This is a genomic window from Acutalibacter caecimuris, assembly GCF_034335085.1.
GTDB lineage: Bacteria > Bacillota > Clostridia > Oscillospirales > Acutalibacteraceae > Acutalibacter > Acutalibacter caecimuris.
The window spans coordinates 79,921-100,403 of the sequence record NZ_JAWXXJ010000011.1; the positions used below are offsets into that span (position 1 = coordinate 79,921).

Annotated in this window: 23 protein-coding genes and 1 tRNA gene; 18 read left to right on the forward strand and 6 right to left on the reverse strand. The window is 51.1% G+C overall.

What is annotated here, in order from left to right; genetic code table 11:
- Positions 1 to 32: 32 nt before the first annotated feature.
- Positions 33 to 1,331, reverse strand: a complete 1,299-nt coding sequence (locus U8U01_RS08250; protein ID WP_160579607.1) for an FAD-dependent oxidoreductase — start codon at positions 1,329 to 1,331, stop codon at positions 33 to 35.
- A 204-nt stretch (positions 1,332 to 1,535) separates the two neighbouring features.
- Here U8U01_RS08250 and U8U01_RS08255 point away from each other — a divergent pair, with 204 nt between their 5' ends.
- Positions 1,536 to 1,688, forward strand: a complete 153-nt coding sequence (locus U8U01_RS08255) for a hypothetical protein (RefSeq protein WP_322173260.1) — start codon at positions 1,536 to 1,538, stop codon at positions 1,686 to 1,688.
- A 244-nt stretch (positions 1,689 to 1,932) separates the two neighbouring features.
- Here U8U01_RS08255 and U8U01_RS08260 read toward each other — a convergent pair whose 3' ends face one another.
- Positions 1,933 to 3,258, reverse strand: coding sequence for a sensor histidine kinase (locus U8U01_RS08260; RefSeq protein ID WP_322173262.1), 1,326 nt, complete (start codon positions 3,256 to 3,258; stop codon positions 1,933 to 1,935).
- Positions 3,259 to 3,261: 3 nt separating this feature from the next.
- Positions 3,262 to 3,975, reverse strand: coding sequence for a LytR/AlgR family response regulator transcription factor (locus tag U8U01_RS08265; protein WP_322173264.1), 714 nt, complete (start codon positions 3,973 to 3,975; stop codon positions 3,262 to 3,264).
- 264 nt (positions 3,976 to 4,239) lie between these two features.
- Here U8U01_RS08265 and U8U01_RS08270 point away from each other — a divergent pair, with 264 nt between their 5' ends.
- From U8U01_RS08270 to U8U01_RS08285, 4 genes are all read left to right on the forward strand, one after another.
- The gene (locus tag U8U01_RS08270; RefSeq protein ID WP_322173265.1) at positions 4,240 to 4,830 is read left to right on the forward strand and encodes a hypothetical protein; all 591 of its coding nucleotides are present in this window, start codon (positions 4,240 to 4,242) and stop codon (positions 4,828 to 4,830) included.
- A 42-nt stretch (positions 4,831 to 4,872) separates the two neighbouring features.
- Complete coding sequence (locus tag U8U01_RS08275; protein WP_322173266.1) at positions 4,873 to 5,457, forward strand: hypothetical protein; 585 nt, start codon at positions 4,873 to 4,875, stop codon at positions 5,455 to 5,457.
- A 35-nt stretch (positions 5,458 to 5,492) separates the two neighbouring features.
- Positions 5,493 to 6,086 (forward strand): hypothetical protein, encoded by a 594-nt coding sequence (locus U8U01_RS08280; protein WP_322173267.1) that lies wholly within the window; start codon positions 5,493 to 5,495, stop codon positions 6,084 to 6,086.
- 268 nt (positions 6,087 to 6,354) lie between these two features.
- A complete protein-coding gene (locus U8U01_RS08285; protein WP_322173268.1) occupies positions 6,355 to 6,597 on the forward strand; it encodes a hypothetical protein in 243 nt (80 codons plus the stop codon).
- 68 nt (positions 6,598 to 6,665) lie between these two features.
- On the opposite strand, the gene U8U01_RS08290 is transcribed toward U8U01_RS08285, so the two are convergent.
- Positions 6,666 to 6,995, reverse strand: a complete 330-nt coding sequence (locus U8U01_RS08290) for a winged helix-turn-helix transcriptional regulator (RefSeq protein ID WP_160577947.1) — start codon at positions 6,993 to 6,995, stop codon at positions 6,666 to 6,668.
- Between the two features lie 128 nt (positions 6,996 to 7,123).
- Here U8U01_RS08290 and U8U01_RS08295 point away from each other — a divergent pair, with 128 nt between their 5' ends.
- From U8U01_RS08295 to U8U01_RS08355, 13 genes are all read left to right on the forward strand, one after another.
- A complete protein-coding gene (locus U8U01_RS08295) occupies positions 7,124 to 7,696 on the forward strand; it encodes a flavin reductase family protein (protein WP_322173270.1) in 573 nt (190 codons plus the stop codon).
- Positions 7,697 to 8,442: 746 nt separating this feature from the next.
- Complete coding sequence (locus U8U01_RS08300) at positions 8,443 to 8,646, forward strand: hypothetical protein (RefSeq protein ID WP_322173272.1); 204 nt, start codon at positions 8,443 to 8,445, stop codon at positions 8,644 to 8,646.
- A gap of 78 nt (positions 8,647 to 8,724) precedes the next feature.
- Positions 8,725 to 8,919 carry a hypothetical protein gene (locus U8U01_RS08305; protein WP_322173274.1) on the forward strand — a complete coding sequence of 65 codons (195 nt, stop codon included), beginning with the start codon at positions 8,725 to 8,727 and terminating at the stop codon, positions 8,917 to 8,919.
- A 22-nt stretch (positions 8,920 to 8,941) separates the two neighbouring features.
- Positions 8,942 to 9,847 carry a replication initiator protein A gene (locus U8U01_RS08310; protein ID WP_322173276.1) on the forward strand — a complete coding sequence of 302 codons (906 nt, stop codon included), beginning with the start codon at positions 8,942 to 8,944 and terminating at the stop codon, positions 9,845 to 9,847.
- A 19-nt stretch (positions 9,848 to 9,866) separates the two neighbouring features.
- Positions 9,867 to 10,493 carry a hypothetical protein gene (locus tag U8U01_RS08315; RefSeq protein WP_322173278.1) on the forward strand — a complete coding sequence of 209 codons (627 nt, stop codon included), beginning with the start codon at positions 9,867 to 9,869 and terminating at the stop codon, positions 10,491 to 10,493.
- A gap of 181 nt (positions 10,494 to 10,674) precedes the next feature.
- Complete coding sequence (locus U8U01_RS17570) at positions 10,675 to 11,049, forward strand: plasmid mobilization protein (RefSeq protein WP_437124387.1); 375 nt, start codon at positions 10,675 to 10,677, stop codon at positions 11,047 to 11,049.
- A 128-nt stretch (positions 11,050 to 11,177) separates the two neighbouring features.
- Positions 11,178 to 11,888 (forward strand): LytR/AlgR family response regulator transcription factor, encoded by a 711-nt coding sequence (locus U8U01_RS08325; RefSeq protein WP_322173280.1) that lies wholly within the window; start codon positions 11,178 to 11,180, stop codon positions 11,886 to 11,888.
- A gap of 1 nt (position 11,889) precedes the next feature.
- Positions 11,890 to 12,612, forward strand: a complete 723-nt coding sequence (locus tag U8U01_RS08330) for a sensor histidine kinase (RefSeq protein WP_322173282.1) — start codon at positions 11,890 to 11,892, stop codon at positions 12,610 to 12,612.
- 104 nt (positions 12,613 to 12,716) lie between these two features.
- Entirely contained in the window at positions 12,717 to 14,537 is a 1,821-nt protein-coding gene (locus U8U01_RS08335) for an ABC transporter ATP-binding protein (RefSeq protein ID WP_322173284.1), read from the forward strand.
- A complete protein-coding gene (locus U8U01_RS08340; protein ID WP_322173286.1) occupies positions 14,524 to 16,359 on the forward strand; it encodes an ABC transporter ATP-binding protein in 1,836 nt (611 codons plus the stop codon). The genes U8U01_RS08335 and U8U01_RS08340 overlap by 14 nt, the downstream gene beginning before the upstream one ends.
- A 515-nt stretch (positions 16,360 to 16,874) precedes the next feature.
- Positions 16,875 to 17,204 carry an HTH domain-containing protein gene (locus U8U01_RS08345; RefSeq protein WP_322173288.1) on the forward strand — a complete coding sequence of 110 codons (330 nt, stop codon included), beginning with the start codon at positions 16,875 to 16,877 and terminating at the stop codon, positions 17,202 to 17,204.
- Positions 17,205 to 17,399: 195 nt separating this feature from the next.
- Complete coding sequence (locus U8U01_RS08350) at positions 17,400 to 17,648, forward strand: helix-turn-helix domain-containing protein (RefSeq protein WP_322173289.1); 249 nt, start codon at positions 17,400 to 17,402, stop codon at positions 17,646 to 17,648.
- Between the two features lie 3 nt (positions 17,649 to 17,651).
- Positions 17,652 to 18,812, forward strand: coding sequence for a tyrosine-type recombinase/integrase (locus U8U01_RS08355; protein WP_322173291.1), 1,161 nt, complete (start codon positions 17,652 to 17,654; stop codon positions 18,810 to 18,812).
- A 95-nt stretch (positions 18,813 to 18,907) separates the two neighbouring features.
- Here U8U01_RS08355 and U8U01_RS08360 read toward each other — a convergent pair.
- Together U8U01_RS08360 and U8U01_RS08365 are read right to left on the reverse strand one after the other, a co-directional pair.
- Positions 18,908 to 18,983 (reverse strand) — tRNA-Trp (locus tag U8U01_RS08360).
- 121 nt (positions 18,984 to 19,104) lie between these two features.
- Positions 19,105 to 20,367, reverse strand: coding sequence for a glycoside hydrolase family 10-like protein (locus U8U01_RS08365; protein WP_322173293.1), 1,263 nt, complete (start codon positions 20,365 to 20,367; stop codon positions 19,105 to 19,107).
- Positions 20,368 to 20,483 lie beyond the last annotated feature (116 nt).

Below are 20,483 nucleotides of genomic sequence, written 5' to 3' on the forward strand. Positions count from 1 at the left end.
CGCTGGTCAGCTTATATCGAACTTGGTTTATATTACATCCTCTTTTTGTCATCCGTTGCAGGATTGTCAATCAGTGCCCCATCCTCACGAAACCGTGAGCCATGACACGAGCAGTCCCAACTGTGCTCAGCGGCGTTGTATTTCAGCGCACAGCCCATATGCGGGCAGCGGGGAACAGTAGGGGTCAGCAGGCCAACCACGGATTCCAGCCCATTCGCAGCCATCTGTGGGCGGAGGATGCTTCGGGAGGGCTGAAACACACGAGTGTATTTGCTTTCCCTGCCCAACACCAGATCCGTCAACAAAGTGGCTGCTGCCATAGAAGAAGTCATTCCCCATTTGTTGAACCCGGTTGCAACATAGAGGTCAGGCGTACTTTTTGCATACTGCCCGATATAAGGCACACTATCCAGGCTCATGCAGTCTTGAGTGGCCCACCTGGCGGCGATCCGTGCTTGGGGATAATTGTGTTGAGCGAAGGTTTCCAAGCCCTGCCAGCCGCCAGGCTTGCCAGTGCGATGGCTGCCGCCGCCTAACAGCAAAAAGCCTCGATGATTCCGGAAGGACAAACCACCTTTTTGCTCATCTATATACATCCCGCCCACATCCGGCGCACCTTCCAGGGCCAGCACATAGGAGCGCTGCTGGTACAGTTTGATGAAATAACCGCCATGCTTATTAAGAATGGGAAAGTGGGTGGCGATAATGATTTTCTTTGCGGACACGGTTCCGCCAGTTGTGAGCGCCCTGCCGGGCATAAGTTCCAGCACCTTGGTATGCTCAAAAATCCGCAGGCTCCGTGCGATTGCCCCCAGAAACTTCAAGGGATGGAACTGAGCCTGTTGGGGGAAACACACTGCCCCGGCTATGGAAAAAGGGAGGGGCAATTCCGTTTCAAAGGACGCCGAGAACCCAAGCTGTTCCAGCGCGGTGATTTCCTTTTCGATTTTCCGCCGGTCGTTCCGCGAATAAACGAAAGCGTCCTTTTCCTCAAAGTCACAGCCTGTTTCCCGGCAGAGTTTGCAGAACTGGTCCAGCGCCTCCTGGTTTGCTTGCAGGTAGAGCCTGGCTGTTTCGATACCAAATTCACGGATGAGCTTATTATAAACCAGCCCATGCTGTGAAGTTATTTTCGCCGTAGTATCCTTTGTGATGCCGCTGCCAATGCGGTCAGCCTCCACTAAGGCGTAATCCACCCCGGTTTGAGCCAACTTGTAGGCACACAGCACCCCAGCGATCCCTCCGCCGATGACTAACACATCTGTGCGCAGATCTCTGTCTAAGGGTGTAAACTGGGGCAGCTCCGCCGTTTGTGTCCAGATAGAATCCATATTATCACCTCGATAGGTTTAGGATAGCCTTTCCATAAAGCGATTATGTGCTGCCCGTCCATGAGGTGGTTCTATTTTGAGCACATAAGGAGCATGTGTGCCAAGCGGGTCGGAAAAATTTGCTCTTACTTATAAACTGATTCCGTTTATGCGAGAGTTCGAATCCTGCCGGAAAGCCAAAACGCCAAATTTTCATCTACGTTTTTGACTTTTGAAATCCAGGCTTTTGAGCATCAAAAAACCGCGCAACCGCGCGGTTTTTTGCGTGAATATCTTTTTTATATCCACAGGATGGCAGGGGCAGAAGGATTCGAACCCTCGGCACGCGGTTTTGGAGTGGATGTGGAAAAGACATGAGCGGACATATAACAGCCAGTTTTCCGCACGGTTGAGCGGTTTATGTTTCCAGAACCCAAGCCGCCTAAGTTTTTGATGCTTTATTGATGATATTCTAAAATCTCAGTCCTGCAGTTGCGGCGGGCGGTCCAAATCTGCGCCGCACAACAAGGAAAGCACGATTCACTGCCTGCGCGATAAAAAACCGCCCATATCCCAAAAACGCTTTCCAAGCATAAACACTATGCCGCTCTGATGAAAAACATCAACATTCTTTGCCGGAAATCAGCACCGTAGAGATGAAGCGCCCGTCTACATATTCGTTTTTCAAGGAACCGCTGTATTTCTCAGCAATATCCTGCATGTTTCTCAGCCCAAGCCCATGGACAGCCCCATCCCCTGTTTTTGTGGAGGTAAGACTTGCATTGTGCAGGAAGGGGTCCGAGGCCACTGGATTTGTGACCTTAAACAACACAAAGTTTTCCCGCTGCCGGATGTCGATTTGCACCCTTTTTTCTGGGGGCACTGCTTCACAGGCCTCAAACGCATTCTCGATTTGATTGGACAGGATCGCGCAGATATCGGCCTGTTCAAAGGCGGAGAGATCCTTTAGAATGATCCTAAAATCAAGGGTGATTTCCTTTTGCTCTGCCTCGCGCAGTTTCGTGTTGATGACCGCGTCTATAATGTCGTTGCCGCAGCGGCATAGGGGGGCGGAGAGAAAGGAAGTGTCCATAATGGAATGGACATATTCCGATATCTGTGCAGGCTTCTCCCGCTGGGCCAGGGAATCGATTACTGCAAGGTGGTGGTGGAAATCGTGCATGGCCTTTGCGTGATTGGCAAGGCTCTGGTTTAGGAGGGAATAATTGGCCTCCATCAGCCGGTTCATGGCAGACAGCCTTTGATGGGCGGCTTTTTCTTTTTCAGAGAAGGCTGCGGTAATGCGGGAGAAGATCAGGAGGAAAAGGAAGCAGGGCAAAATGACAAAGGAAACCAGCATAGCCCCCTGCAGCTGCACATAATTTCCGTTGAGCACCATGGCAAAGAGAAACTGCATGGTTCCGTAGGACAATACGGTGAAGGCCAGCAGCCCGGCGGCCGTTCTGCCTTGCAGCGCATGGAGCATGTTAAGACGCCTATAAAATAAGCGGAATAGAATGATATCACAGCCTTTATCTACGGCAAGATAGCCTATCCGGGCGGCTCCTGGCAGCAGGGAGGTATAGAAGATCTCACGCGGATCTCCTTGCAGGAGTCCCATGCCGATAAAGGTAAGATAATCCACAGATTGAATGACGAACATAGCGAGAATACAAGAAAGGCTCCGCATCTTGAGGCTTCCGGCAGAAAGGAATTTTCCGGCAGCGATGGATAACAGCATACCGCCGATAGGGGTGAGAAAGGAAAAGGACCTCCAGGAATTCATGAAAGCGACATAAAGGGTATAGATACACGCTGTAAGCAGCCATAGGCATAGGGTCTTTCTCCTGCCATACCTTGGGCCGCAGGCAGCCACCATGGCGCCGGGAATCAGCAGACATTCTATAAAGCTGGCCAATATCTCCGCAGTTGCACATGCAATATCCATGGGTCACCCCCCCCAAAGCCGCATAATGGTGTCCTTCACCTTGGGCAGCATGGGCCGGCTGATGGGCAGCCTCTCTCCCTGTTTCATAACCATCCAGCAGCCCTCCATGGCGCGGGCAAAGTTCAGGTTGATAAAACAGCTCCGCTCGATAAAGGCAAACGCAGGGTTGTGCAGCAGGCCAAAGACCTCTTTAATTCCCCGGCTGTCTGAAACAACGCCCTGTTCTGTGGTGAATATCTGCAGGCTGCGGTGCTCTTTTCGCACATACATAATATCTTTGTGAAGGATTCGAGTGATGTTGTTGTAATGGGATACCATCAGGCAGGCGCAGTTTGCGTCGTCCAGAGATTTCAAGGCGGTTTCCAGTGCCTCGGGCAGGTCCTTGTCCATGTTCTGCTTTAATATATACCGCAGCGCGTGGACAGCATAGCCCTTTGTGGCGTAATCCAGATAGGAGGTCAGGAAGATGATCTTGGCAACGGGCTGCCATTCCCGGATCTTCTCCGCCACTTCCAGCCCATTAGAGCCAGGCATTTCCACATCCAGAATATAAATATCAAACCGGTCGCCGTCCAGAATGGAGGAGACCAGGGCCGCAGGATTTGTACAGCACCAAACCCGAAACAACCGGCCTGCTGTTCCCATGTAGCTTTTTACCAGACATTTGACTTTGTCCAGAAGCTCCTGGCTGTCGTCCACAATGGCAATCTTTGTCATGGATATCACCCGCCTTAAGTAAGCATACATATTTTTTTATATTATAACACGCTTTGGAGCTCTGTGGTAGGATTTCGAGCGAATTGCCGGATTATCTGTAGCGAACGGCGAATACCGGGGCAGACGGCAGGGGGCGGGGACAATTCACACCCTATGATGAACAGTTTAGACAAAACCCCTGACTTTCTGGCGGATATATGATACAATCGCCCTATCCAAGACACAGTTGGAAATTTTGCATTGTGAACAGGAGTTGGGAAATGTATGCGAGTGCATGGCGCGTCTTTTACGGAGAATGTCTATCAGCTTTACCAGAAGAATCAGACCACACCCCAGGAGACCACCTACCAGGATTTGCTGCAGGCTACCGCAGGGGAAATTCAAAACGCACAGGAGCCAAAGGTGCAGATCTGGGCTGACTACCAGAACTGGAAGGCCCAGCAGCCCCCGCGGAAGCTGCCGGAGTCCCAGGGAGCAACAGAAGAAAACATGGCCTACCTGCGGGAAAACTTCACAGGGGAGCTGTCTTTGTTTCAGCGCATCGACGCGCTGGACACCATGCGGGAGATGGGGATGATCACCCAAGACCAAATGATGAGCACCTTGGGGTTTGGAACCTTTAGCCTCTATACGGTGGACCCCGACAAACTTATTATTTGTACAGGTGCACCGGGAAATGAAGAGTACCTTCATAAATGGACGCAGTTTTTCTGGGGTGCGCCCGTCATGAAATCAGACAGCCTGGAGGCCCTTTTCGAGCTGCTGGATGAACAGCTGCGTTTTGACGGCGAGGACGATGTTGCCGGAAGAATAGAGGAGGTTTTGAACAGGGTGACAAGAAAGGTGCTTGAATAACCATTTCACGCTTATTATGCTTTATAAAAGGAGAGGGAATCCATGATAGTCAGCAAATCTAGCTTTACAGAGAATTACTACAAGTATTACCAGGCAAATCAGCAGAACCCCCGGGAAAGCCCCTATGAACAGCTGCTGCTGTCTGCGGCACGGGACATGAAAAACGCCAATGAGCCGGGGGTTCAAATCTGGGCCGACTACAAGGACTGGAAGGCCCAGCAGCCTCCGCGGGAGCTGCCGGAGTCCCAGGGAGCAACCGAGGAAAATATGGCCTACCTGCGGGAGCATTTCACAGGAGAGCTGTCCCTGTTTCAGCGCATCGACGCGCTGGACACCATGCGGGAGATGGGCATCCTTACCCGGGAGCAGATGATGGACGGCCTGGGCTTGGGCGGCAGCTTGATTCGGGCGGGGAATACAAAGGTAATTGCCAATGGCTCTCCGGAAGCAGCGCGGGAACTGTGGGCCTGGGGTTCGTTTTTTGCGGATTCCCCTATCCTGCAGATGGACGACTTGGAGAAACTGTTCCAGGTTCTGGACGACCAGCTGCGGATAAACGGCGAGGAGGAGACAGCCCAGCATATCCAGTCCATACTGGAAAAATCGACCCACAGGGTATGGGAATAACCCAAGCTTTTGTGCTGGAAAGGAGACAACCACCTATGCGCGTGCAAGGGTCCTTCTCTGAGAATGTATACAGGTATTACCAGCAAAGCCAGCGTCCTGGCGGAACTAGCTTCATAAGGCAGGACTTGTCCAATGTCTTTGACCGGGAGATCCGGTGCGGAGCTGACCCCAAGGGGCAGATACTGGCGGACTATTGCGACTGGAAATCCCAGCAGCCCCCGCGGATCCTGCCCCCATCCCAGGGCGCCACCGAGGAAAACCTAGCCTATCTGCGGAAGCATTTTTCGGGGGAGCTGTCTTTGTTTCAGCGCATCGACGCGGCAGATACCATGCGGGAGATGGGGATTCTGACAGAAGAACAAATGTTGAATTACCTGGGGCTGGGTGAGAGCACCATAGGGGTCATCACAAAGGACACGCCTTATGTTCGTTTTATTCCGGCTGAAGCCTCTCAAGAGCTGCGCTCATGGATCGACTTTTTTGGATCGTCAGCCGTAGGGTTTTGTGACGATCTGGATAAGCTGCTGGATATTCTTGACGTGAGAATGCGCTTTGAAGGACAGGAGAATGTAGCGGAGCAGATTCAGGCCATTCTAAATAGAACGACAAACAAGAGTGCCGTGTATTGAGCGAGTGATATTTCAGTCTGTGATTTTTGCGTGGCCCGGATTTTTTTGTGGTGTAAAGAGTATAAAGCCTCCGATATTCCTGCTGGGCAGGTGTATCGGAGGCTTTTAGAATGGATGTTTTGCACAGCAGACGGGAATTTTGGGCGTCCGATTTTAAGTAGACTTACCGCTAGGCAAGTCTTTGGCAAGGGCAGAAGGCTCTGAACCCGAAGACTTGACGTTAGGTCAACGTCTTACATCCAGGTTTTGGAGTGGATGTGGGAAAAGCATGAACGGACATACAACGGCCTGCTTTCCGCGCGGTTGTACCGTTTGTGTTTCCGAAACCCACGCCCCAAAAAGTTTTGATGATTTATTGATGATATTAGAAATTCTCAGACCCAAATCAGAGCAGTTTCCAACCACTCAGCATGGCATTTTAGAGCGGCAAGAGATAATTTCGTTTGAAATAGTAGCATGGAAATCGGGGTGTGTCAAGCAGGAATTTCTCGCTCAAAATTTGCGCCGCTAAACAAAGAAAGAGAAGCCAACCGAAACAGGGGACGAAATATTTTTTCTTCTGTGCCCTTTAGCATACTCTTACATTCTGTTCTCATTACCCCAATCACAAAGTTGATCCAGCACCACCATCAGCGACTTTCCTCTTTCTGTCAGACTGTACTCCACCTTGGGCGGTATCTGCGGGTAAACCTCCCGGTGGATAAGTTCGTCATGCTCCAATTCCTTTAGGTGCTGGCTCAGTGTCTTGTCAGAAACCTTGCCCAGATACCGCTGCAGCTCATTGAAACGCACTGGCTGGTATTCCATCAGGCAGTAGAGGATTACCATCTTGTACTTGCCTGAAATCAGCGAAAGGGTATAGCTGAACCCGGTATCCTCAAAGCAGGCTGCTGAAATGCATTTTTTCATTTTATCACTTCCCTGCAAGTAAGTATCTAACTATAAAGTGGGTACTTGTATTCCTTTCCAACTCTCAGTATAATACATAAAGACGGGAAAGTAAAGCGTTTCCCTACAAAATAACCGGAGGTATCACGATGAAGAAAGATCTTGGAGTAAACCCCTATCTGTTTCCTATGCCCACGCTGATGATTGCCACCTACAACGAGGACGATACCGTAGATGACATGATGATGGCCTGGGGAGGCATCTGCGCGGGAAATATGGTAGCGCTGAACCTTGAAAAAGACCACAAGACCTGTGCAAACCTGGAAAAGCGCAAGGCTTTCACCATCAGCGTCCCGGATGTGGCGCATATCAAGGAGGCCGACTTTTTAGGAATCGCCAGCGCCAACAAGATGCCGGACAAATTTGCGCGCAGCGGCCTACACGCCGAAAAGAGCGGAAAGGTGGACGCGCCCATCGTTACTGAGTTCCCCCTCACCGTGGAGTGCAAGGTTGTGAGCATGGAGGAACTCGGTGGCGACTATCATGTGGTAGGCGAGATCGTAGGCGTACTGGCGGAGGAATCCGTCCTGGACGAGAAAGGCCGGGTGGATGCCTCCAAACTCAACGCCTTCGTGTTCGACCAGTTCCGCAACGGCTACTACGCCATCGGTGAAAAAGTCGGCCAGGCTTGGAACAGCGGCGCTGGGCTGATGAAGGAGTAAAAATCTGCCAATGCTAAGATAAGCACTATAGACCTTGCAATTGGTTTACTAAAATTTATCATGCCAGAAACGGGAGCATTGATCTGCAACGCAATGCTCCTTGTGTTGTTCCAGGATACTGCAAGAATATCCATGAAAATTGAGCATAATAGTCGGTCAAAAGGACAAGGAGGCTAAAGCGCGTGCCGCCCATAAAGATAGCAGACTGTTGAGCCGTGTGAGGGCGCTGTCGGCGGTTTTGTGGCAGGAATAAGGGAGGGACAGGGCAAAGCACGACAGCGGCCCTTGTGGGGCATTTGTGGTGATTTGTGAGGGAGAGATAGTCAAACAGGATTTTGCGGCGTATCAGATTCGGATTTTGGAACCGATTTTGAGAGAAGATATACCGCAAGAGCGCCGCCATATTGCACAACCGCTAAAGATTTCCGGACATCCGATTTTCAAGCAGGAGAAAGGCGGAGGGGTTGCGGTGCACCCCTCCGCCGGTTCACAACGTCCGGCAATGCCGGTCGTTTCAAGGGGTTCTGGGATTCTTAGTGCAAAATCACGATAGGGGTTGCTAATGCGGATTTGGAGTGAAAGGTGGGGTTGCTGTCGCGAAAAACGGCGATGTTGCGAGGAATTTCCAGGGGTTGCAAATGAAGTGTAGATCTTTTCCTCTCCTGTCTTTTTTGATGCTTCTATTCTATCACAATTCCTCTACCTTGTGTAGACACTATCTAACCGGGAAGATTATTTTTTCAGAGTTGGACACGAACGCATGGGAGTACATCGACCACGAAATCAGGCAGATTGTTTTAACGGGAACACAGGCAGATATGCTCTTGCGAGTGCTCCTAAAGGTTCAGAATCCTGCCCACGATATGTGTTCCAGATGGAAAAGCCTGGCTGACCGGGAGCGCTGGAAAGCGCATATTCAAGCAGTATACGATGTGATAAGTCAGCTATAATAGCCCATATTTGGCCCTGATGACTTCGGTTATCGGGGCATTTTTTGTGTTTTTGGGATTGAACAGAAAGGAGAATCAATGAAGATATACAGAAGCGCAGAGCATTATTGCGACCCCACATCCGGGCAAGCCCTGGATAACATCATGCAGGAGCGCCACGAAAAAGTCAAGAAATTGATTTGTGAATTACGGCGTTTGGCAGAATTGTCTGGGTTTTCGATTGTGGAAAGGGTGGTGCTTATGGACAAGCTGACCGGTAAAATCTATCGTTAGAAGGAGAAAAGGAGATGATTGTTTGAGCAAAACCGAACTGGATTATATGCGTCCTCAGACCGCAAAAGGCTATCGCTACCTCTCGGTTCCGAAGGAGCTTTTGGAGAATCCGGTGTTCTCAGGGCTGGACTATGGCGCTGTCATTTTGTACGCGAAAATGCTTGAAAGGACCAGCTTGTCGGCCCAGCATGAGGACAAATTTACCGATGAAAAGGGCCGACTTTTCATCATTTACACCGTGGAACAGATGGAAAAAGACCTCCAGCGGTCACACCCCACGGTAATCAAATTTACCAAGCAGTTAGCTGATATTGGGCTGATTGAAAAGGTAAAACAAGGACAGGGAAAACCCGCCAGGATTTACATAAAGGACTTTACTTCTGGGGACACTGGCGCTCAAGAATTGCCGGATATTAACCTCTGCAAGTTAGAAAATTTGACTTCTTGCAGTAATGAAAATGAACTTCTGGACGTTAAAAATCTTTCATCTATAGAACTTAATAGTAAAGAACTTAATAATAAAGACCTTATCCTTCCTACCTTCCTTCCGGAGAGGGGGGAGTGTGAAGTAAACGAAATGACAGAAGAAGATGTTGAAGAATTGCAAGCTGATGTGCGTTCGCAAATCGAGTACACCGTTCTTTGTGAGAACTATGACGAGGATTTAGCGGACGAAATCGTTGAAATCATCACGGAAACCCTCTGCCGTGATGGGACGGAAATGAAGATTGGAGGCACAGTATTTCCAACCGCCTTGGTGCGAAAACGTATGCGCTCCTTGACATATGAGCACGTCTCTTATGCGCTGGATAACCTTGGGAAAGCAGGGCCGGTACATAACCTGCACAGGTATTTGCTGGCGGTTTTGTTCAACGCTCCGGCTTCATGCAGCGCCGCAACACGGGCAATCTTCAACGCAAATAATTGAATTATTGGAGGATTTCATCATGAAAAACAAGTACGATACGCTGGAAAGCGAGTACAAGAATACCGCTAAAGAACTGGCCCTGATTACCGGCTGGACACCACAGCAGGCTGAAAAAGTGCTGGCTCTGGTAGCCGGATTTTCCAAGAAAAAGGCTGAAACGGTTGCAAAAGAGCAGCGTAAAAATCAGAAAAACTCGAGGATTATCGCCACAAAAAAGCTGCTGAAGAACTATCGCAACCTGAAGATTTCGTTGAAATGCGGCATGGAACACAACCTGAAATTGCTGGAGGACTACGAATACCAGCGCTTGATGGAAAAGGAAGAAAGCGTCAGGAATCAGAAATTGACCTCAATGGCGCTCTTAACTGCCTCGAATCAGGTGCTATGGGCGCGACTAAATGCGGCTCTGGATTGTTACAAAGAAATGTGCAAAAACGAAACCAGTCCTTCTGCCCAAAGGGGTTATAAGCTCATTTATGCCCGCTATCTTTGCGATACTCCGATAAGCATATCCGCTATTGAGGAGCGTTTTGCGATTGAACATTCGACATTTTACAAGAACTTAAATCGGGCGGTTGCTACGCTGAGCGTGATTCTTTTCGGCAGCGAAAGCGCCGAAGATTTCTGCTGGGGCGAGGATTCGTAAGCGGCTTTCGGCCGCAAAAAGGGGCCGAAAGCCCAAAAGTACTTAAAACGAAAATTTTTGAGTTTTAAGTACGCGCCAGCATCGCATTTGTAGGACAACGTGTCAGACATTCTGTCCGACACTTGCCATCAAATGCCCGCTTGCGCGGCTGGGTAGGGGTACAGCCCCTACAACCCTACTGGTGAAAGCACCGGCGGTTTTAGAGCCGCACTGTTACGCGCAGAAAGGAGATGATTATATCAATACAAGCAGAACAAAGAAACTGAGCCTTCGGCTGAGCGAAAAGGAGTACAAGAGGATTACAAGACGTGCTAAGTCTTGCGGGCTTACCAAGTCGGCTTATGTTCGTCAGCTTATCATTGGATATGAGCCAAGAGAATCACCGCCTGCCGATTACTTTGCTATGACCCGAGAGTTAAAAGAGATAGGCAACAATATGAATCAACTGGCTTTTATGGCGAACGCTACTGGCCTGATTGACGAGGCTACCTATTATGAGAACGTGATTCATCTGCGGGATAGTCTGAGGCGGATTGAAAAAGCAGTGCTGGGCTAAACCATAAAATTTCAAGAGCTTCGATACAGGGAATCGGCACCCAGTAAGCAAAAGCTTTCCCACTTGCTCCGTCAGCAAAAATGGTGTATACTATGACTGCGTAGCAATCTGAAAACGGAGGTGCCGCAATGAATATCGCCATTTGTGACGATGAGAATAGTCTGATTGAACAGCTGCACAGTATTATTATGCGTTGGTGTCAGTTGAGGGACTGCCCCTGTGAGGTTCGCTCTTTTGCCAACGGTGAGGAATTGCTTTTTGAAACGGCAGGCAGTTTTCCATTCGATTTGATTCTGCTGGATATTGAGTTGGGCAACGGAAATGTCACCGGCATGGAACTGGCCCGGAAAATACGGGAGGCAGATCAGCGTGTGGACATTGCTTTCCTGACAAATTATTCAGGGTATGTCTTTGAGGGCTATGAAGTATCCGCGCTCCGCTATTTGATGAAACCTGTTACGGAAGAAAATCTTTTTCCTCTGCTTGATTTGGTCCGTGAACGCATGGGGCGAATCAGCCGTTATCTGGTTGTAGAGATAGATGGGGAGCAGCGCCGGGTGGAGGAGGATAATATTATCTACTTAGAGGCGCGGAACCATACGGTTTTGATAGAGACGAAAACCGGGACATTGGAAGTAAAAGCTGCTATTTCAAACCTTTTCCAAAAGTTGAGCACTGATTTCATCCCAACACACCGCAGCTTTATTGCAAATTTGCGCCATGTGGAGCGGGTGGGCCGAAAGGATTGTTTGTTGGATGATGGCCGCAGTATTCCTGTCAGCCGGGGAGCCTGGGAGAAACTCAACCAAGCGTTTATTGTTTACTATCGGGAGGGATAGCATGGGCTGGATAATTTTACTAGCGGCACTGTCTGCGGTCTGCTGCTGTGGCACAGTGGCACTGGCAGTTTGGCTGATCCACCGCCGTTCCGATCGCCGCATTGCCGCTTATCAGAATAAACTCCTAGCCCGGCAGATTATAGAAGTAGAAAACCTCTACACCACCATGCGGGGATGGAGGCACGATTATCACAACCACCTACAGACCCTCAAAGCCCGCCTGGATATGGGTCAGACCCAGGGCGCAAGAGAATATCTTGACACATTGGAGCATGATTTGGACGGTATCCATGCTCTGGCCGAAACTGGAAACGTCAGTGTAGATGCCATTCTGAACGCCAAGCTTTCTTTGGTGCTGAAACAAGGGATCAACCTAAACGTAAAGGCCACGGTTCCCAAAAATCTGACGGTATCTGATATTGACCTGTGCGTGATTCTAGGCAATCTCATTGATAACGCTATGGAGTCCTGCGAAAAGGTGGATGAAGATGGGCGTTTTCTTCGTCTGTATATCAACGTGCTAAAACAGCAGCTTTACATCACAATTACCAATGCTACGGCGGAAACTATCCGAAAAATCGACGTCGCGTACATCTCCACAAAGCGTGGCAATCACGGCCACGGCTTGAAACGCATTGACCGCGTTGTGAAAAAGTATGATGGATATATCAACCGAAAGAACGAGCCAGGGGTATTTGTCACGGAGATATTGCTGCCATTATAGGAATATGTGCTATTCGCGCTCGAATTTTAACAGTTCGCGCGCGATTTCGTTTTTTGTGTGAGGTTATGCTATACTTAGGCAGCAAGCAGGAAGGAGTGATTTATTTGGATGAAAAAAAGCGGCACTCGACAGCGGCAAATGTTTTGTATCTGCTGCGTCATGTAACGAGAGTGGACCGCACATATCTGATGGTTTTAGCGGCAACACTGGCAGTGAAGCTGGTGCTGCCGGTAGTGGCGACATTGCTGCCTACAGCGGCGGTAGCGGCGCTGACCAAGAACGGGAGCATGGGACAGTATCTGGTAGCAATTTTAGGACTGATGGCCCTATATGCTCTGGGGACAGTACTCAGTGGGTATCTGACTAAAGTGATGGGCTTGAAGAATATGCGTTTGCGTACCCATACTTTCGTGCCGATTCAATACCAAAAGGCGCTCACGATGGATTTCTGTCTGCTGGAATCACCGGCGGGTCAGAAGAAGTCTGCTACTGCCGATGCGGCATTAAGCAGCAACAGAGTTGGTGTAGAGGGAATGCTCCGGCATCTGGAGCCGTGGCTGCTAAACCTTATCGGAATGGTACTCTATGGGGCTGCGGCGGTGCGGTTGGACTGGCGTATCCTGCTGGTGCTGTTGGCAATGACCGGAGCTAACTATTTCATTGCCCTCTGGGCTTGGCGCTTTAATATGCGAACGAAGCCGAAGGCGGATACCTTTCTTCAAGGACAAAAATATCTGCGGCGAGAGGGAGAGCAGCCCGCCAACGGCAAGGATATCCGCCTCTATCATATGGAGAAGTGGCTCATGGACGCCCACAATGCCTGTGTCATGGGCCGGGATAAGTGGAGGCGGCAGTCCTTCGGACGAAGGGCCTTACGCTCGGTCAGCGATAGCGTGTTTCTGGTGGTCAGAGATGCCCTAGCATATACCATGCTGGTGGGGTCTTTCCTGGCCGGAAATCTTGACGCGGCGGGATTTACCCTGACCGTCGGCATCATCTCTACGTTCACAAATTGGCTCAACGAGTTTGTGGCCACCAGCGATGACTGGCGCTATGAGACATTGGAGGTGGACGATCTGCGAGATTTTCTGGAACAGAAGGATGTACTCAACCACGGCCCTGGGTCGGATGTCTCTCAGGTCAAACGTCCGCCCCAGGTGGAGCTGCGGGACGTTACCTTTACTTATCCCGGACAAGAACGGCCAGTTATCAATCACCTGTCTCTCACCATCCGTCCAGGGGAGAAAATTGCCCTGGTTGGTCTCAACGGTGCGGGAAAAACCACCCTTGTCAAACTTCTCTCCGGTCTTTACAAGCCGGACAGCGGTGAAATTCTGGTGGACGGAATACCCACCACTGATTTCAATGCTGCCGAATACCTCCGACTGGTAGGAACGCTGTATCAGGACGTGAACATTCTGCCCTTCACCATCGGGGAGAACGTCTCCGGCAGGGAGGAGTATGACCACGCCCGGGTCTGGGCCTGTCTGGAACAGGCGGGTCTGAAGGAGGCGGTGGAGGCTTTGCCTAAAGGGCTGAACACTTCCATCACCCAGCAGTTGGAGCGTGACGGAGTAAATCTTTCCGGCGGACAGCAACAGAGGCTGCTCTTTGCCCGGACGTTGTACAAGAGTGCGCCCCTACTCATTCTGGATGAACCCACCGCTGCCCTCGACCCTCTGGCAGAAGCGGATCTTTACCACAAGTATGCCCAAACTACTGGGGGAAAGACCAGCGTATTTATCTCTCACCGCCTCAGCTCCACCCAGTTCTGTGACCGAGTTGTATACATGGAGCATGGGCGCGCCACCGAGGTAGGCACACACCGGGAACTGCTGGAACAAGGCGGAAAATATGCGGATTTGTTTCAGCTCCAGAGTTCCTACTACCGCGACGAAAAGGAGGCGCAGCATGAAAACGCCTAAAAATGCTTTTTTCCGGGACTGCCGTCAGTTGATCGCCCTGGTACAGCACAAACGTCCCGCTACGCTCCCGGTGGCATTGCTCACTGCTATACTGGAGAGCGCGTTTCCCTTTGTAAACATTATCTTCGGCGCACTGATCCTGGATCATCTCTTAACAGGGGATGGGGGAGTTATGGTGTTGGTCTGGTGGATGATCGGATTGGACTTTGTACTGGGGTGCAGCAGCCGTGTATTGCGCTGGCTCTGTCGGGCGGAGGCACTCACCGCCGATGAGCTGGCCCTTGGAGCCATGACGAAGAAGTGCATGACCATGGACTATCAACAGTTAGAGACACAGGAGATCATGGACAAAAAGGCCCGCGCGGAAGAAGGCTGCACCAGCCGGGGAAGTTTTTTTGAGTTTGTCTGGGGCCTCTCCGAACTCCTGGGTCACGGCCTTACGGTGCTTTACGCCCTCATCACTGTTAGCCGCCTCTTTGTCAGCAACTCTCTCCCGCTAGACACAAATGCCTGGGTTCAGGCGCTGAATTCTCCCTTGCTGGCTTTGGCGGCGGTGGTACTGGCTCTGACAGCACCACTTGGTTGCGTGCCGCTGACCAAGTGGGCCAACCGGGTAAACCTGGAGTGGTATAACATAAACGTGGACGGAAACCGCCGTTGGGGAGCCGTCAGCCGTATCGTTGAAGACTACCGGCAGGGCAAGGATTTGCGAACCTACCGCATGAGTGATATGCTGATGGATAAATATAAGCGGGTGGTGGATATTTTTTGTAAACACGCTAAGACCTTTGGCCTGCGCACCCAAGTTATCCAAAGCCTTATAGCGTTGGTAAACCTGACGACGGTGCTTGTCGCTTATCTTTTTGTGGGGCTGAAAGCCATGGCGGGCCTCATTACGGTGGGCATGGTGTCCATGCAAGTAGGGGCCATCACAGCCCTGGCAGGGGCAGTGCGGGAGGCGGTAGCGTTGGTGGGCCGTCTGGACCTCCAACGCAAGTACCTAAAGGAGTATGCGGATTTCCTGGCCATCCCTTCGGAAAAATACAATGGCACTCTTCCTGTAGAAAAGCGGGACGATGGAGACTACGACTTGGAATTTCGGGATGTTTCCTTCCGCTATCCAAACCAGGAGCAGTGGAGCCTGCGCCATGTGTCCTGCCGTCTGCCGAAAGGGGAAAAGCTGGCGATTGTCGGCCCAAATGGAGCGGGGAAAACCACATTTATCAAGCTCCTCTGCCGCCTTTATGACCCAACAGAGGGAGAAATTCTGCTAAATGGAATTGATGTACGCAAGTATGACTATGGTGAATATGTGTCGCTGATGTCGGTCGTGTTCCAGGACTTCAAGCTATTCTCCATGAAGTTAGGGGAGAATGTGGCAGCCGGTATAGACTATAACCCGCAGCAGGTCTGGGCGTGCCTGGATAAAGCGGGGATGAAGGAGCGCACGGAGAAGATGGAGGATGGCCTGGAAACTGACCTCTACCAGCAGAAAGAGAATGGAGTGGAGATTTCCGGCGGCGAGGCCCAGAAGCTGGCTATTGCCCGAGCGCTCTACAAGGATGCGCCCATCGTCATTCTGGATGAGCCTACCGCTGCTCTTGATCCTGTCAGCGAATATGAGATTTATAGCCGTTTCGGACAGATGGTAGAGGGCAAGACCAGTGTCTATATTTCCCATCGGATGTCCTCCTGCCGTTTTTGTGATTGGGTGTTTGTGTTTGACGGCGGGAGTATCGTACAGACGGGAAAGCATGAGGAACTCCTGGAGCAGGATGGGCTTTATGCGGAGCTTTGGCAGGCACAGGCGCAATTTTATTGAGAAATGAAAGAATGATAATGCCATTGTATTACTCCTGAGTAACAAAGTAGGAAAATATTGCGTGATCAAGGGGAAGGTCCCCGGTGAAGGGTGTTATGCCTTGGTCGAACCGGCAGGCGAGGCTCAAAGCTTACTTTCCAGAACTCTATACCGTATACTGCCTTTCCGATAATTCCGTTCAGAAGTAATAGTAAGCAGAGGTCAGTATGGAAGTAACGCTTTGCCACATAGGACCCAGTGTTTGTGGTTTGAAATTTTGAATGGTACGAAAGGAACAGGCTGGGCAGACCGCTTGACTAAGCCACAAACATAATATTATATGGCGGTTTTGCAATCTAGCAAAACCGCCGTTTTGCTTTGTTAAGTGGTCGGAATAGTTTGCCAGAGAATACGCGGCGGGCGGCACAAGGCGTAATATATATGGATTTTTAGTAGAACTTTTGCAAACAGGACGTTAGGTGTCCAGTTTATAGTATATCCTTTGTGGAAAGGAGCAAAGGGAAGGAGATGAGTATATGAGTCCCGTCGAGCGGCGTCAAGCTTTGCTTGAAGTCCTGTGCCGCCGACGGTCTGACACCTATGCGAATTTGGCCTTTGAATTTGGCGTGTCTAAAAAGACGATTCAGCGTGATGTCGAGATACTCATATGCTCATATCCAATCGAAACGGTTCGTGGACGTTATGGAGGCGGGGTTAGGGTCGTAGGAGATTATCCCTATGACCGCCATACCTCGAAACGCGCACTAAATTGTGAACAAACAGAGCTGCTCGTGCGGATAAGGAAAATGTTATCGGGAAAAGACATAGATACTCTTGACAGCATTATCACCGGCTTTGCTCCTTAATCTACATACATGAACCTTGAAAACCGCATAACGGCACACAAGTAATGCACAACCCGTACCGCAGGGTCAAAGGGGGATACTGGTAGATTGGCCTGGACGGTCTAGTCAGCCGTTGTCACCATCCGCTGGTATCGCGCCACGCGCCACCGTGGGCTTGTGTGCTGTATCTATACCCAGATGAAAGAAGTATGAACTATGCCAAATAGCATTTTTGCAAATTATCCCGATATCGTATCAGTGGAGGACGTACAAGCTATGCTCCACATCGGCAGAAATGCCGCTTACGGCCTGCTGCAAAGCGGTGCCATCACTACGATACGAGTAGGAAAGAAGTACATTATCCCAAAAGCCAGTGTTATTGATTTTCTGGGCTTGAACAAGGCCGCAAAACCTGATATAATGAACCCATCAGGTAAAAGCGCGTGCAAGCCTCGAAAGGAGTAGACAATGGCAATCACGGGCTTTGTAACAACGAAAGGCGGCAAATACTATGCCGTTTTGAATCTCCATGACGAGAATGGAAAACGCAGGCAAAAGTGGATTTGCACCGACCTGCCGCTGAGAGGAAACAAGCGCAACGCTGAGAAGATTTTGCGAGATTTGATTGATGAGTGGGAGGCAAAAGACGTACCCTACTGCCAACTGACCTTTGCGGACTACTTAGAGCAGTGGGTCAAGCGCGCCGGGACGAACATCAAGCCCAACACCTACCGCACTTATCAAGCTATGGTAGCTAACCACATCGTGCCGTATTTCAAGCAGCACCCAGTTCTTCTGCAAGAACTAAAGCCCACCGACTTGGACGCATACTATCAGGTCAAACAGCAGCCAGGGAGCAAGCAGAATGGCAAGGGAACGCTGTCGGCTATGTCTATCCGGCACCACCATCAGGTGATCTCTAAGGCGTTAAATGACGCGGTGCATGACAGCTTAATTCAGTACAACCCCGCCGCAACCGCGAGAAAACCGAAAGCCGAGCGCTACAATGCCAGTTTCCTAAACCCGGCAGAGATAGACACTCTGTTGGCCCTGTTCATCGGGAACGTGGTGGAACTGCCGGTCAACTTGTGTGCCGTATACGGCTTTCGCCGGAGCGAGGTGCTGGGTTTGAAGTGGGAGCATATCGACTTCGAGAACCGCACCATAACGGTCACAGAAACGCTCCAGCAGGGCGTGAACGGCGATTATGTGGGCACTCCCAAGACCAACAGCAGCTACCGCACCTTACCCATGACAGACAGCGTGTACGCGCTCCTAAAGGCTCAGAAACGCGACCAGGAGCGCCTGCAAGCAGCGTTAGGGACAAGCTACATACAGAGCGACTATGTATGCACCTGGGCTGATGGGAATGTTATCTCGCCCAACTATCTGTCCCGGACGTTCCATAACGTCATTTCCAAAAGCAGCTTACCTAGTGTCAGACTTCACGACTTGAGGCATAGTGCGGCCTCAAATCTGCTGAACATGGGCTTTTCCATCGTCCAAGTACAACAGTGGCTGGGTCACGGCAGCGCGTCTACCACCTTGAATTTCTACGCCCACGTGGATAAAAATTCCAAGCTGGATATGGCTGCTGCAATGGAGAAGGCTATCTATCAACCCACCTGATGGATTGGGTGATAGAAAAATGATAGAAAAACCGCTGGAAACTGATAGAAAGCAAAATGAAACCCCCGGAAACCCTAGAGTTTCCGGGGGATAAGTGGCAGGGGCAGAAGGATTCGAACCCTCGGCACGCGGTTTTGGAGACCGCTGCTCTACCAGCTGAGCTATACCCCTATCTTGACTGCTTACCCATTATATCACTCCTTTTCGCCGTTGTCAATCCCTTTTTTATAAATCGGGCATTTTGTCGAAACCGCCCCCGCTTTGCCGCCCACAACAGCCGCCCGCCCCCATTTTACGGCATCTGTGCCAGGGTTTCCACTGCACGGCGCATCTCTTCGGCGGTCTGCTCTGCGTCCAGATAGGCTGAGCTGTACAGTATAATACCGTCACAGGGGACAGCCCGCGCTGCCGCAATCTGCCGGCTAATCACATCCCCGCCCGCCCAGTTGGCACCCTGTTCGGGGTTGCCCGCTTTGTAAAGGGCCAATCCTGCGTATAGGGCCACCTCTTCGCACCGGGGAAGCGCCTGCCACTGCTCCATAGCTTGCGAAAAATTGAGTCCCGGGTTTTCAAACCCATAGTATAGCTGCGGGCAGATGTAGTCAATATAGCCGGGCACAGCGCACCATGCCGCCACATCCGCCCCCATATTGGTGTCATTATGAATGTTCCCCTGGGGGGAGATGCCAAAGCGCACAGCCGGCCGGGCCGCTTTCACCCGGTCATATACCTCCGCCACCATAGCGCTGATGTTCGCCGTGCGCCATTCCAATAGGGGCACGGGCTGCTCCACGTTTTCCAGGTAGAGCCGATAGGCCTCCGTGTCCAGCGCCCCGTCCTCTGCGGGGTAGAAGTAATCGTCAAAGTGGATGCCGTCCACCGAGTATTTTTCGGCGATCTCTGCCGCGCCCTCTGCAATCAGCGTCCGCACATAAGGATAGGCTGGGTTCAGGTAAACCGCGCCTTCCCATTCCATAAAGTAGTACGGGTCGCTGGCCTGTAGCATCTCATAGGGGTTGTCCCCAGAGAGTTGGGCAGGTGTTTCCGCCGTGCGTACCCGCAATGGGTTAAGCCAGGCGTGGAACTCCATCCCCAGGCTATGGGTGTAGTCAACCATAAACTGCAACGGGTCAAAGCCAGGATCTTTCCCCTGTTCCCCGGTAAGCAGATGGGACCAGGGGTACAGCGCCGATGGGTAAAGCGCGTCGCAAAAGGCCCGCACATGGACGATCAAGGCATTCAGCCCTTTTTCATGGGCGCTGTCCGCAATGCGCTTAAAATTCTCCTCAAAAGCGGCCTGGCTGTGTTCTTCGGTAGCAAGGGCCATATAGGGCACCCACACGCCGGCCAGTTCCTGCCGGGCCTGCCCTGTGGCAGGGGCCGGGCTGCCCACAGGCATATGGATAGCCGGCGCAGGCGTCCCGGCCGGTGCTGTCCCAGAAGGGGACGCAGGGGAGAGGGTGGCGTCGCCGCCGGTTTGCCCTCCCAGCAGCCACACACAGAACACTGCGGCCGACAGGGCCAGCCAGGGGGTCAGGTAACGTAAAATTTTCATAAATTCCTCCTTTTGCGTGAATCTTTTCCCCGTGCACCGCGAAATACCCCGGCAAGACCCGGCTATTACCTGTCTACTATCTGCCTGCTATAGCCTTACGAACTGCCTGGTTTCTG